The sequence below is a fragment of the Stenotrophomonas sp. NPDC077659 genome (assembly GCF_050268705.1).
Classification (GTDB): Bacteria; Pseudomonadota; Gammaproteobacteria; order Xanthomonadales; family Xanthomonadaceae; genus Stenotrophomonas.
The window spans coordinates 1-13,206 of record NZ_JBNNHG010000111.1 but is presented as its reverse complement, the minus strand read 5'-3'; the positions used below and the strand labels follow the sequence as shown (position 1 = coordinate 13,206).

At 66.3% G+C, this 13,206-nt stretch carries 13 protein-coding genes; 6 read left to right on the top strand and 7 right to left on the bottom strand.

Annotated features, from left to right (window positions below; all coding sequences use genetic code 11):
- From ACQKDV_RS14480 to ACQKDV_RS14465, 4 genes are all read left to right on the top strand, one after another.
- On the top strand, positions 1-834 hold an 834-nt coding region (locus ACQKDV_RS14480; protein WP_427784572.1), incomplete at its 5' end, for an ABC transporter ATP-binding protein.
- The gene (locus ACQKDV_RS14475) at positions 831-1,763 is read left to right on the top strand and encodes an ABC transporter permease subunit (RefSeq protein WP_427784571.1); all 933 of its coding nucleotides are present in this window, start codon (positions 831-833) and stop codon (positions 1,761-1,763) included. The genes ACQKDV_RS14480 and ACQKDV_RS14475, both read left to right, overlap by 4 nt.
- A complete protein-coding gene (locus ACQKDV_RS14470) occupies positions 1,760-2,602 on the top strand; it encodes an ABC transporter permease subunit (protein ID WP_427784569.1) in 843 nt (280 codons plus the stop codon). Before ACQKDV_RS14475 ends, ACQKDV_RS14470 begins: the two co-directional genes overlap by 4 nt.
- A gap of 85 nt (positions 2,603-2,687) precedes the next feature.
- Positions 2,688-4,052 (top strand): NAD-dependent succinate-semialdehyde dehydrogenase, encoded by a 1,365-nt coding sequence (locus tag ACQKDV_RS14465; RefSeq protein ID WP_427784567.1) that lies wholly within the window; start codon positions 2,688-2,690, stop codon positions 4,050-4,052.
- Between the two features lie 102 nt (positions 4,053-4,154).
- On the opposite strand, the gene ACQKDV_RS14460 is transcribed toward ACQKDV_RS14465, so the two are convergent.
- The 7 genes from ACQKDV_RS14460 to miaB all read right to left on the bottom strand — a co-directional run bounded on the left by ACQKDV_RS14460 (position 4,155) and on the right by miaB (position 11,460).
- The gene (locus ACQKDV_RS14460) at positions 4,155-5,177 is read right to left on the bottom strand and encodes a magnesium and cobalt transport protein CorA (RefSeq protein WP_427784566.1); all 1,023 of its coding nucleotides are present in this window, start codon (positions 5,175-5,177) and stop codon (positions 4,155-4,157) included.
- Between the two features lie 6 nt (positions 5,178-5,183).
- On the bottom strand, positions 5,184-6,437 hold the full coding sequence (locus tag ACQKDV_RS14455; RefSeq protein WP_427784564.1) for a DUF4105 domain-containing protein: 1,254 nt from the start codon (positions 6,435-6,437) through the stop codon (positions 5,184-5,186).
- A complete protein-coding gene (locus ACQKDV_RS14450) occupies positions 6,434-7,315 on the bottom strand; it encodes an HlyC/CorC family transporter (RefSeq protein ID WP_427784562.1) in 882 nt (293 codons plus the stop codon). The genes ACQKDV_RS14455 and ACQKDV_RS14450 overlap by 4 nt, the downstream gene beginning before the upstream one ends.
- A 64-nt stretch (positions 7,316-7,379) precedes the next feature.
- Positions 7,380-7,925, bottom strand: coding sequence for a hypothetical protein (locus tag ACQKDV_RS14445; protein ID WP_427784574.1), 546 nt, complete (start codon positions 7,923-7,925; stop codon positions 7,380-7,382).
- 151 nt (positions 7,926-8,076) lie between these two features.
- On the bottom strand, positions 8,077-8,562 hold the full coding sequence (gene ybeY, locus ACQKDV_RS14440) for an rRNA maturation RNase YbeY (protein WP_313438572.1): 486 nt from the start codon (positions 8,560-8,562) through the stop codon (positions 8,077-8,079).
- A 255-nt stretch (positions 8,563-8,817) separates the two neighbouring features.
- Complete coding sequence (locus ACQKDV_RS14435) at positions 8,818-9,801, bottom strand: PhoH family protein (protein ID WP_427784560.1); 984 nt, start codon at positions 9,799-9,801, stop codon at positions 8,818-8,820.
- Positions 9,802-10,044: 243 nt separating this feature from the next.
- On the bottom strand, positions 10,045-11,460 hold the full coding sequence (gene miaB / locus ACQKDV_RS14430; RefSeq protein WP_367381888.1) for a tRNA (N6-isopentenyl adenosine(37)-C2)-methylthiotransferase MiaB: 1,416 nt from the start codon (positions 11,458-11,460) through the stop codon (positions 10,045-10,047).
- A 308-nt stretch (positions 11,461-11,768) separates the two neighbouring features.
- Between miaB and ACQKDV_RS14425 the strand changes: the two genes are divergently transcribed.
- Both ACQKDV_RS14425 and ACQKDV_RS14420 read left to right on the top strand, forming a co-directional pair.
- Positions 11,769-11,906: a hypothetical protein gene (locus ACQKDV_RS14425; protein WP_427784558.1), complete on the top strand. Its 138-nt coding sequence runs from the start codon at positions 11,769-11,771 to the stop codon at positions 11,904-11,906.
- A gap of 46 nt (positions 11,907-11,952) precedes the next feature.
- A complete protein-coding gene (locus ACQKDV_RS14420) occupies positions 11,953-12,876 on the top strand; it encodes a lytic transglycosylase domain-containing protein (protein WP_427784557.1) in 924 nt (307 codons plus the stop codon).
- Positions 12,877-13,206: the final 330 nt, after the last annotated feature.

Genomic DNA, 13,206 nt, shown 5'->3' with positions numbered 1-13,206 from the left:
GCGCTGTTCCCGCACATGACGGTCGAGCAGAACATCGCCTTCGGCCTGAAGCAGGACGGCCTGGCCAAGGACGCGATCGGCCGGCGTGTGGGCGAGATGCTGGACCTGGTGCAGATGGCCCACCTGGGCAAGCGCAAGCCGCACCAGCTGTCCGGTGGCCAGCAGCAGCGTGTGGCGCTGGCGCGCTCGCTGGCCAAGGGGCCCAAGCTGCTGCTGCTGGACGAACCGATGGGCGCGCTGGACAAGAAGCTGCGCTCGCAGATGCAGCTGGAACTGGTCAGCATCATCGAATCATCCGGCGTGACCTGCGTCATGGTCACCCACGACCAGGAAGAGGCCATGACCATGGCCACCCGCATCGCGGTGATGGATGCCGGCTGGATCCAGCAGGTCGGCAAGCCGGATGAAGTCTACGAGCAGCCGGCCAACCGATTCGTGGCCGGTTTCATCGGTTCGGTCAACCTGTTCGAGGGCGTCATCGACGAGGATCTGCCCGAATACGTGACCGTGCGCTCGCCGCTGTTCCCGGCGCCGGTCTACATCGCCCACGGCATCACCTGCTACGAAGGGCAGCCGGTCGCGTTCGCGCTGCGCCCGGAGAAGGTCATGATCGGCAAGGACGAGCCGGAGGGGCATACCAACAAGGCGCAGGGCGTCATCGAGGACATCGCCTACTTCGGCAGCCACTCGGTCTACCACGTGCGCCTGCCCAGCGGTGCCAAGGTGCTGGCCAACTTCGCCAACTCGCAGCGCTGGGCCAGTGATGGCCTGACCTGGGGTGACGAGGTGTGGGTGCACTGGCGCGACAACGATGGCGTGGTACTGACCTCATGAGCAGGGCGGGCCTGAAGCGCTGGCTGCCGGGCACGCGTGCCACGGTCATCGGTGTTCCCTATCTGTGGCTGCTGCTGTTCTTCGCGGTGCCGTTCCTGATCGTGCTGATGATCAGCTTCTCGCACAGCCGGGTCGGCTCGCCGCCGTACACCTGGCTGCTGCAGTACGTCGATGGCGCGTTCTCGCTGAAGCTGAACCTGGAAAACTACCTGGCGCTGTTCCGCGATTCGATCTACGCCCAGGCCTTCCTCAGCTCGATCAGGATTGCGGCCATCTCCACCTTCCTCACCCTGCTGATCGGCTACCCGATGGCCTACGCCATCGCGCGCATGTCGCCGGCCGCACGCAATGTGGCGATGATGCTGGTGGTGCTGCCGTCGTGGACCTCGTTCCTGATCCGGGTGTACGCGTGGAAAGCGATCCTGGACCGCAACGGCCTGCTCGACCAGTTCCTGCAGTTCACCGGCCTGCAGTCGTTGATGACCAGCATCGGCCTGCCCAGGCTGCAGCTGATCGACACGCCGACGGCGGCCTACATCGGCATCGTCTACTGCTACCTGCCGTTCATGGTGCTGCCGCTGTACGCCAACCTGGTCAAGCATGACCACCGCCTGCTGGAAGCGGCTTACGATCTCGGTGCCAAGCCGTGGCAGGCCTTCCTGCGCATCACGCTGCCGTTGTCGAAGGCGGGCATCATCGCTGGCTGCATGCTGGTGATGATTCCGGCGGTGGGTGAGTTCGTGATCCCGGAAATGCTCGGCGGCTCGGAAACGTTGATGGTCGGTCGCCAGCTGTGGAACGAATTCTTCAACAACCGCAACTGGCCCGGGGCCTCGGCGATGGCGGTGGCGATGATCCTGTTGCTGCTGGTGCCCATCCTCTGGTTCAACCGTTCCCAGCAGCGCCTGCTGGAAGGGAAGCAGGCATGAGCCCGCGTACGGCCAAGGGCCTGGGGCTGGGCGTGCTGCTGCTCGGCTTCGCCTTCCTGTACCTGCCGATCCTGCTGCTGATGTTCTACTCGTTCAACAGCTCGCGGCTGGCGATGGTCTGGGCCGGGTTCTCCACCCGCGCCTACAGCGATCTGTTCGCCGACCGTGCGCTGATGGATGCGATGTGGACCAGCCTGGTAGTGGCATTCTGGACCGCCTGTACGTCCACCGTGCTCGGCACGCTGGCGGCGATGGTGATGACCCGCTTCAAGCGCTTCCGCGGCAAGCCGCTGTTCGGTGCGCTGGTGACCGCACCGCTGGTGATGCCGGACGTGATCCTCGGCTTCTCGCTGATGGCGCTGCTGGCCTCGATGGGCGCGATTCCCGGTTTCCCCGCGCGTGGCCTGACCACCATCTGGATCGCCCACGTCACCTTCACCCTGTGCTTCGTCACCGTGGTGGTGTCCTCGCGCCTGCAGGAAATGGATCTGTCGCTGGAAGAGGCGGCAATGGACCTGGGCGCCAGCCGGCTGACCGTGTTTGGTCGCATCACCCTGCCGATCATCGCCCCGGCGCTGGTAGCGGGCTGGCTGCTGGCCTTCACCCTGTCGCTGGATGACGTGGTGGTGGCCAGCTTCGTCGCCACACCGGGTTCAACCACGTTGCCGATGAAGGTGTTCGCGTCGGTGCGGATGGGCATCAGCCCCAAGATCAACGCACTGGCCACCCTGCTGGTGTCGGCGGTGTCGATCGCCGCGGTGATCGGCTGGTACATCAACGCCCGTGCCGAGAAGCGTCGGCAGCGGGATCTGCAACTGGCCCGCCAGGACAACGGCTGAGGCCAGGACGCCGCCACCATGCGGCGGCAACATCCGGCTCACGACCGCGGGCGCACAATGGGAGCCTGTCTGATGGAGATCCCCCATGACTGTCGAAATCGTCAACCCGGCCAGCGGCCAGGTGACCTACCGCCATGAACTGATGGGCGCTGCCGACATCGAGCTGCGCCTGCAGGCTGCCGCCGATGCCTTCCCGGCATGGGCCGAACGTTCGCTGCAGGACCGCGGGGCGATCCTCAAGCAGATCGCCGCCCAGCTGCGCGCACGCCGCGACGACCTGCAGCAGGCGATGACCGGCGAAATGGGCAAGCTGAAGGCCGAGGCGCTGGCCGAGGTCGAAAAATGTGCGGTGGCCTGTGAGTACTACGCCGAACATGCCGCCGATTACCTCAAGCCGCAGCTGATCGATACCGAAGCGCAGCGCAGCTACGTGCGCTACGAACCGATCGGCTGCGTGTTTGCGGTGATGCCGTGGAATTTCCCGATCTGGCAGGTGTTCCGTTTCCTTGCCCCGGCGTTCATGGCCGGCAACGTGGCCCTGCTCAAACACGCCAGCAATGTGCCGCAGTGCGCCGACCTTATCCTGGAGGTGTGCCGTGACGGTGGCCTGCCGCCCGGCGTATTCGACGTACTGCACATCGACAACGACCAGGCGGCCGAGGTGCTGCGCGACGCACGGGTGAAGGCGGTTACCCTGACCGGCAGTGAGAGGGCAGGGCGCTCGATCGCTTCCAACGCCGGCAGCCAGCTGAAAAAATCGGTGATGGAGCTGGGGGGCAGCGATGCCTTCGTGGTGCTTGAGGATGCCGACCTGGTCAAGGCCGTGGCCGCGGCCGTAAAGTCGCGCTTCGACAACAGCGGGCAGACCTGCATCGCGGCCAAGCGCTTCATCGTGGTCGAGGCCGTGGCCGATGAGTTCACCCGTCGCTTTGTTGAAGCGGCGGGCGAGCGCCAGTATGGCGACCCTGAAGAGCGCGACACCACGCTGGCGCCGATGGCGCGTGCCGACCTGCGCGACGAACTGCACACGCAGGTGCAGGCCAGCGTCGCCAAGGGCGCGCGGGTGCTGATCGGTGGCGAGCCCATTGCCGGTACGCATGCCGGCTATCCGGCCACCGTGCTCGACCAGGTCGGCCCGGGCATGCCGGCCTACGACGAAGAGCTGTTCGGCCCGGTGGCTGCGGTGATCCGGGTCAGCGATGAAGCCGAGGCGCTGCGCGTGGCCAATGACACCCGCTTCGGCTTGGGCGGCAGCGTGTGGACCGGCGACCCGGTGCGTGGCGAGCGTTTCGCCCAACACCTGGAGTGCGGCGCGGCCTTCGTCAACGCCATCGTGAAGAGCGACGCGCGACTGCCGTTCGGCGGCAGCAAGCAGTCCGGCTTCGGTCGGGAGCTGGCCGACCACGGCATCCATGAGTTCATGAACATCAAGACCGTCTACGTGGCTTGATGCGGTCGCCTGTGTAGAGCCGAGCCCATGCTCGGCTGTACTTGGCAAAAAGCAGCCGAGCATGGGCTCGGCTCTACAGAAATCGTCCACCCACGCGGTGCCCTACAACCATTTCGCGCGCTTGAACAACCGGTACAGCCCCACGCACACACAGCCCACGCCGACGATCATGGCCGGGTAGGCCCAGGGTTGGTTCAGCTCCGGCATGTGGCTGAAGTTCATGCCATACCAGCTGGTGATCAGGGTCGGTGCTGCCAGCAGGGCCGCCCACGCACCCAGCCGCTTCACCGTCTCGCCCTGCGCCAGCGTCACCAGCGACAGGTTCACGCTCAGCGCGGTGCCCAGCATCTCGCGCAGGGTATCGATCACGTCGCTGATGCGCGCGGCATGGTCGTGCACATCACGCACGTACAGCTTCACTTCGTCGGGAATCAAGTCGCCCTGGTAGCGGCGCAACTGCGCCAGCACGTCCTGCAGCGGTGCCACCGCCATGCGCATCTTGTTCAGTTCGCGCTTGAGCTCGTACAGGCGCGTCACCGTGCTGCGCTTGTAGGTCTCGGCGAAGATATCCTTCTCCAGCATTTCCAGTGTGTCGCGGAAGCGGATGGTGATCGGCAGGTAGTTGTCCACCACGAAATCGGCCACGGCATACAGGCAGTACGAAGCCCCCATCGTCAGCAGCTGCGGTTCGCGTTCCACCCGCGCGCGCACCGGGGCGTACGACAGCGATGCACCGTGGCGCACGGTCACCAGATAGCGTGGGCCGAGGAAGGCGTGGGTTTCGCCGTACTGGATGCGTTCGTCGACCATCTGCGCGGTGGTCATCACCACGAACAGTGAATTGCCGTAGGCCTCGGCCTTCGGCCGCTGGTGCGCGTTGCGCGCATCCTCGATGGCCAGGTCGTGCAGGCAGAATTCTTCCTGCAGTTTCAGCAGTACATCGTCGTTGGGGTCGAAGAGGCCAACCCAGACAAAACCATTGCCACTGGCGATCACATCGCTGATGGCATCCAGGCTGATGTCGTGGCGCTTGCCTTGGTCATCATAGTGGACACAGTTGATGACGCAGGCGGGATTGTTCGAAGCGGGTGCGGAAGCGGAGGCGGGCAATGACATGCCCGCCATCGTGCGTCAGCGGGGTGTTTCGGACAAGTGAGGACGGCGCGCCAGCACCCAGGCCAGCGCCACATGCAGCGGCAGCAGCAGCACGATCCACTGCACGTTGTACTGCGCCTGCAGGCTCAGCCAATGCAGCACCAGCGCTGCCACCGACTGTGCGGCCAACAGCCACAGCACGATGCTGAACATGCGCCCGGGCACGCGCCGGCGCAGCAGGGCGATGGCGCCCGGTACCAGCAGCACTGCCAGCGGCGAGAGCAGCAGCAGGTTGCGGTTGGCCCAGGCGGCGTAGTGGATGCTGAAACCCCACAGGAACACCAGTACGCCACCCAGCAGCGCGCACAGCAGCCAGAACGGCAGGGCAATGCCGGCCAGCAGGCGCGGGCGGTTGCGCAGTGCCAGCACGCCCGCGGCGATCACCAGGCCGCACAGCAGCCACGGCCACCAGCGGCGGGCGAACTCCTTGGGTTCGGCGGCGATGCGGTGTGGCAGCAGTTCCTGCTCGCTCTGCACCAGTGGGCGCCCCTCGCTGTTGTGCACCTGGCGCAACGCATCAGCCAGGCGCATCGGCACGAAGGCTTCCTGCCAGCGCGACAGCGGCTGGTCGGCAAACGGTCCGAGACCGAGGTCGAAGCCCAGCCACATCCACGGTGCCGGCGAGGCCAGGCGCACCGATTCACTGCGGTAGGTATTGCCACGCGAGCGCCCGGACAGCTGCGCGTGCAGCCCGCCGCCCAGTGCCTTGTCGAGGGTGTCGCGCACCATCGTGGCGCAGTTGGCGGTGTAGTAGTCGTAGTGGTAGCGCGCGTTCTCCGGCTTGGCCCGCTCGGCCAGGCCGTTGGCCAGGGTACGGGCCTGGTCAGGGCGCAGGTCCAGCCACTGCACGCTGGCGCCGCGGCCGGTCTGGTCGTAGTACGACAGGTCCTGCTGCAGCGGCAGTGCCACCAGGTAGTACATCATGTCGCCGCGCGCGAAGCGGCTGATGAAATCGTCCTCGGACGGATCGAAGTACCCGAAGTTGTACGAGATCGCCTCACCGCTGACCGGGTCGAGCACCACGATGGCATCGTGGCCGAAACGTTCGAAGAACACCGTGCCCGGCTGCATGGTCACCACGCCGATGCGTGGTGCCGGAGCCTCCGGCGCCATGGCGGCGGAGGCGGCCGGCGCGACGGGCATCGCCTGCGCGAAGGCCGCCTGCGGCAGCGCCGTGACCAGCACGCACAGTGCCAGCCATACGCTCAGGATCAGGCCCGGGCGCGTCAAGCGTTGTCCTGCTCGTCCGGTGGCAGCACCGTCACATGGAAGGCCTGCACCCGGCGCGCATCGGCGCGCGCCACGCGGAACATGAAGCGGTCCAGTGCCAGCTCGTCGCCCACCTCCGGCAGATGGCCGATGGCCTCGGTCACCAGGCCGCCGATGGTGTCGTAGTCCTCGTCGGAGAACGTGGCACCGAAACGCTCGTTGAAATCGCCGATCGCGGTCAGCGCATCCACCACGTAGCGGCCGTCGGCCTGGATGGCGATCTGCGCCGACTGATCTTCTGCCTCGTCATGCTCGTCGTCGATCTCGCCGACGATCTGCTCCAGCACGTCCTCGATGGTGACCAGGCCGGCGACACCGCCGTACTCGTCCACCACCATCGCCATGTGGTTGCGCGACAGGCGGAATTCCTTCAACAGCACGTTGAGCTTCTTTGCCTCGGGGATCAGCACCGCCGGGCGCAGCAGCTCGCGCACGTTGGCTGGACCGTTGTCGGCCACCACACCGCGCAGCAGGTCCTTGGCCAGCAGGATGCCAAGGATGTCGTCCTTGTTTTCGCCGTGCACCGGGAAGCGTGAGTGGCCCGATTCGACGACCTGTTTCATCAGGTCCAGGAAGGGCGCCTCGACCGGCAGCGAGACCATCTGCGAGCGCGAAATCATCACGTCGCCCACGGTCAGCTCGGCCACCGAAATGGCGCCTTCCATCATCTTCAGGGTATCGGCGGCGATAAGACCCTCGTCCTGCGCGGTGTGCAGGACAGCGACCAGCTCGTCGCGGGTATGGGGTTCGCCGGAGAAGGCGGAGGTCAGGCGTTCCAGCCAGCCGCGCTTCTTTTCATGGGGCTCCTGGGAGGAGCTGCTACTGTCGTCTTCAGACATCTCTGGAAAAAGGGCACCCGGCAAGCCGGGCGTTGTCCCCAGTCTAGCAGGATGTTGGCGGCTTTCAGTGACCGCCGTCGGTGCCGCCCGGAACCTCGTCCTCGGCCGGCAGGTCCAGGCTGTAGGTGCAGCCGGCCAGGGTCTTGCCGGGGTGGCTGGTCACCGTGGACACGCTGAGGATGATCGACTCGATCTGGGCCTCGCCGGTCACGGGATCGGTCACGTCGCGGCTGACTACCTCGCGGCCGGCCATGAACTTGCCGTCCTGGTCATAGCCGGTTTCCAGCTGCAGGCGTTTGGCCAGCGGGTGCGGATCGGCCTGGTCCAGTATGGCCATGATGCTGGCACCGGCCAGGGCCACCCGTTCGGTCTGCTGGCCGAATACGGTGACGGGGTTGGCCAGGCGGAACTCGGTCATGAACTGGTTGCCCTGCGGCAACGGCTGCAGGCCCTGGGCCACCGCCTTCAGCGGGTCGGCCAGCAAAGGGGCGAGCGCGGCATGGTCGGCCACGCCCTGGCGGCATTCGATCAGCGCAGGCAGGTCCAGTGGGGCGGCCATTGCCGTGGTGGCAAGGGAAGCAAGCAGCAGGGGCAGGGCAGAACGCAGCAGCACGAAGGGGGCTCCGTTGTAGTGCCGAGCCCATGCTCGGCGGAATGTCAGGCGGATCTGCGCAACATGATCGCGCGAGGGTAGTGCCGGCCGCTGGCCGGCAGCACGGTCCGGTCCAGGGTATGGGGCGCAGGCCACCGCGGGATCGCGTTCAGCGCTCGCCCGCGTACGGGTCGTCGATGCCAAGCTCGGCCAGGATCTCGCGCTCCAGCTGTTCCATCGCCTCGGCTTCCTTGTCGTCCTCGTGGTCCCAGCCCAGCAGGTGCAGCACGCCGTGCACGGTCAGGTGCGCGTAATGAGCGTTCAAGGCCTTGCCCTGCTCGTCGGCCTCGCGGGCCACCACCGGCGCGCAGATCACCAGGTCACCCAGCAGGGGGAACTTCACCCCCTTGGGCAGGCCTTCGGGCACCTCGGCCGGAAAGCTGAGCACGTTGGTGGCGTAGTCCTTGCCGCGGTAGTGCCGGTTCAGCGACTGGCCTTCCTTTGCATCGACCACGCGGATGGCAAGGTCGGCTTCGCGGATACGGCCCTTCAGGGCCGCGGCCACCCATTTGCGGAAGCTCACTGCCGCCGGCAGGCCGGTGCGGGGCAGGGCGTAGCTGATGGCGACATCGAGGCGGACGGGGCCCTTGGTCATGACAATTCCGGCATTCAGATCTGAGAGGCGACAGTATCGCGCGTGTGGCGTCCTGCTGCGACGTCCAGTCGCCCGCGTCGTAGTCGATGGTTGACCACCCGCCACGGCCCGACCTGGCGCGGCGCGGTGCAGCCGGTGCAGGGACAGGTCCGGCTGCCGGGGGCGGCCGTCGGCACTGCCGCCAGCGCTGCCGCGAGGATCAGGGAGCAACGAAACATGGCACCCCCTGTGCGGGATAGCGACGGCAGCGTACGGTTATTCGGCGCCCGGCTTGAGCTGATGCAGGTCGCGGCGGTCGTAGGCGCTGACGATGCGCGCGACCAGCGGGTGGCGGACCACATCGCGCGATTCGAAGAAGGTAAAACTGACCCCTTCCACATCGCGCAGCACGTCGATCGCATCGCGCAGGCCCGACTTCACGTGCTTGGGTAGGTCGGTCTGGGTCAGATCGCCGGTGACCACCGCGGTGGAGCCGTAGCCCAGGCGGGTCAGGAACATCTTCATCTGCTCGATGGTGGTGTTCTGCGCCTCGTCCAGGATCACGAACGCATCGTTGAGCGTGCGCCCACGCATGTACGCCAGCGGCGCGATCTCGATGACGTTCTTTTCCAGCAGCTTGACCACTTTCTCCACGCCCATCATTTCGTACAGGGCGTCATACAGCGGGCGCAGGTAGGGGTCGACCTTCTGGCTCAGGTCGCCGGGCAGGAAGCCCAGCTTCTCGCCGGCTTCCACCGCTGGGCGTACCAGGATCAGCCGCTGCACGCGCGATTCGTTCAGGGCCTCCACCGCGCTGGCCACCGCCAGGAAGGTCTTGCCGGTACCGGCCGGGCCGATGCCGAAGTTGATGTCATGTGTGGCGATCTGGTGCAGGTAGCGGCCCTGGTTGGCGCCGCGGCCGCGCACCGTGCCGCGCTTGACCTTGATCGCCACGTCCTGCGCTTCGTAGGAGCGCTCGGCGATCTGCTCGACGTTGGCCTGCGCCAGGCGCAGGTGGATGGCGTGGCTGTCGAAGGTGGTCTCGGCCGCTTCGACGTACAGCGCTTCGATCAGCTTCTGCGCCTCGACAATGGCTTCGTCAGGCCCGCTGATGCGGAACACGAAGCCACGGTTGGCGATCTCCACGCCGAGCTTCAGCTCGATCTGGCGCAGGTGGCCGTCGAAGGGACCGCACAGGTTGGCCAGCCGCTCGTTGTCTTCCGGCGACAGGGTGAAATCTCGATGCTCGATGCTTTTCATTGCATGGGGTGGGGCGGGTTCGCCGTCCACCGCGATGGACCCAGGGACGACAAGGGTAGCGCGCGGACGGGCGGGGCGACAGTTCTCCACACCGGATGTGGATCGGCGCCGAAGAAACCTGTGGACAAGTGCTCGCGGTGCCTGCGCGGCAAGGGTTGTGAAGCGCTGGTGAAAAATGTGCCAAAGGGGCCAGCGGGGTCGGATCCCCGGTGGGTGCCGACCGTTGGTCGGCACACCTTGCCCTTACTCCGCCACCACCCGCGCCCGCAGCGAGTTGGTCAGTGCCTCGGTGATCACCACGTCCACGAACTGGCCGATCAGTCGCGCCGGCGCCGGGAAGTTCACCGAACGCATGTTCTCGGTCTTTCCGGTCAGCTCGTTCGGGTTTTTGCGCGATGGGCCTTCCACCAGCACGGTCTGCACGGTGCCGACCATCTTTTCAGAAATGCCGGCGGCGTGTGCATTGATGCGTTCCTGCAGACGCGACAGGCGCGCATGCTTTTCCGCATCGCTGATCGTGTCCTCCAGATCGGCCGCCGGGGTGCCCGGGCGACGCGAGTAGATGAAGGAGAAGCTGTGGTCGAAGCCGATGTCCTCGATCAGCTTCATGGTCTTCTCGAAATCCGCATCGGTCTCGCCGGGGAAGCCGACGATGAAATCCGAACTGATCGAGATGTCCGGGCGCACCGCGCGCAGCTTGCGGATCTTCGATTTGAATTCCAGTGCGGTGTAGCCGCGCTTCATTGCCGACAGCACGCGGTCGCTGCCAGCCTGCACCGGCAGATGCAGGAAATTGGCCAGCTGAGGCACGTCGCGGAACGCGTCGATGAGTGAGTCGCTGAACTCCAGCGGATGCGAGGTGGTGAAGCGGATGCGGCCGACGCCGTCGATCTCGGCGATGGTGCGGATCAGCAGGCCCAGGTCGGCGAATTCGCCGTCACCGTAGGGGCCTCGATAGGCGTTCACGTTCTGCCCGAGCAGGTTGATCTCGCGCACGCCCTGGGCAGCCAGCTGCGCCACTTCCACCACCACGTCCTCGAACGGGCGGCTGACTTCGGTGCCGCGGGTGTAGGGCACCACGCAGAACGAGCAGTACTTGGAACAGCCTTCCATGATCGAGACGAAGGCCGAGGCACCCTCTGCGCGCGGTTCCGGCAGGCGGTCGAACTTCTCGATCTCGGGGAAGCTGATGTCCACCTGCGGGCGCTTCTGCTCGCGGCGGGCGCGGATCAGTTCCGGCAACCGGTGCAGGGTCTGCGGGCCGAACACCAGGTCCACGAACGGCGCGCGCTTGATGATGGCTTCGCCTTCCTGCGAGGCCACGCAGCCGCCCACACCGATGATGACTTCGCGGCCCTTGTTCTTCAGGCTCTTCCACACGCCCAACTGGCTGAACACCTTTTCCTGCGCCTTTTCGCGGATGGAGCAGGTGTTGACCAGGATGACATCGGCGTCGTCCGGGGTATCGGTCAGTTCCAGGCCATCGCTGGCGGCAAGCACGTCGGCCATCTTGGCCGAGTCGTACTCGTTCATCTGGCAACCGTGGGTCTTGATGTAGAGCTTGCCTTTGACCTGGTCGGGCTTGCGCGGACCAGTGGGCAGGGCAACGAGCGGGGTGCCGCCCGGGGCGGGCGGAAAGACGTCTGGCGTCCCGGTCATGGCGCTTAATCCATTCGGGTGGCGGGAAAGCGGGCAATTCTACCCGCATCCTCGAGCGTGCGCCGGCCCAGTAGAGCCAGGCCATGCCTGGCTGCGTTCCCTCCCGCAGGCGCGGCGGGCGCGTCATCCACCCATGGCGTGGATCTACTGGAATTCCGGGCTCTCCGCCGGCCCAGTAGAGCCAGGCCATGCCTGGCTAGGCCGCCAGCCAGGCCGAACTGGAAGGGCGCATTCCGCCCTGGTGCGGGGCGCTGGAGCCTGACGCTGCCGATCACTGCATCCTGCGAAAGGACGCAGATAGCCGCGGCATGATGCTGGCCCGGATCCTCAGCCTGGACCGGCTGCCGGTCGCGTTATGGACCACGCCGGCGGAACTGCGCGATGAACTGGCCCAGCACTTGGCAGGGCTGGCCCAGGGGCTGGCCGTGCCGCCGGTCACAGACTGAGCCCCGCGGCTTGGCAAGCCGGAGCGAAGCTGGGACACTCGCCGCCATGAAGGGGATACTGGGGACCACGGCGATCATCATCGCTGCGCTGACCGCTGCGCCGGCCAGCGCCGGCACCCTGTTCAAGTGCCTGGGTGCGGACGGCGTCACCAGCTACGTCAGCAAGCGTGTGTCCGGCGCGCGCTGCAGCGCCATCAGCTACAGCCGCGATACCCGCCGCCCGGCCACGCCGCGTGCGGTACCGGCCGCCGCGCCGGTGCAGAGCGCCAGCGCCACCCCGGCCCCCACCCAAACAGCCAGTGCCGAGCGCAATCCGGTGGCCGTGGCCGCCAGTGCCGCCAGCCCGGCCCTCGCTGTGGCGAAGGCATCCACTGCCTCGCGTGGTGGCCGTATGGTCAGTGGCCAGGTCTATTCCTACATGCAGGACGGGGTGCGCCACTACACCAGTGCACGCCCGACCCAGGTGGCCAATCTGGGCCCCGTGCGCACCATCCGCTACAGCTTCATGGAGCGCTGCTTTGCGTGCGGGGTCAACCCGCGCGTCGATTTCGGCACGGTGCGGCTCAACACCACCTCGTTCCAGTCCGAGATCGCCTCGGCCGCGCGCGAGTTCGGGGTGGACGAGGCCATCGTGCGCGCGATCATCCATGCCGAGTCGGCCTACAACCCGACCGCGCTCAGCCGCGCCGGCGCGCAGGGCCTGATGCAGCTGATGCCACCGACCGCCGCACGCTTCGGCGTCAGCGATTCCTACGATGCCGGCCAGAACATCCGCGGCGGTGTGCAGTATCTGGCGTGGCTGCTGAAGCGCTTCAATGGCGACCTGACCCTGGCCGCGGCGGGCTACAACGCCGGCGAAGGCGCGGTCGACCGCCATGGTGGCGTGCCGCCGTACAGTGAAACCCAGTACTACGTGCGCCGCGTCGGCCAGCTGGCCGACCGCTACCGCACCGCCCTGAGTCACCAGTAGGTGCCGACCGTTGGTCGGCACACCTTGGAAAAGGTAGTGCCGGCCGCTGGCCGGCGACCCCGCAATTCAATGTTGTTGCAATGCGTTGTGTGGCGCGCGACGGTTCCGCTACACTCGCCCATGATTCAATGCGGCTCTGGCCCCCACCGGATCCGCTGGCAGCCTTAAAGCTACCTAATCAATATCGGAGTGCCGGATGGCCAACGATGGGGTACACGATCCAGTCAACACCGGACGTCGGCGTTTTCTTTCTGCCACCACAGCCGTGGTGGGCGCTGCTGTTCTGGCCAACCACCTCCTACAGCAATGCCGAGGTGGTGCAGCGGCTGG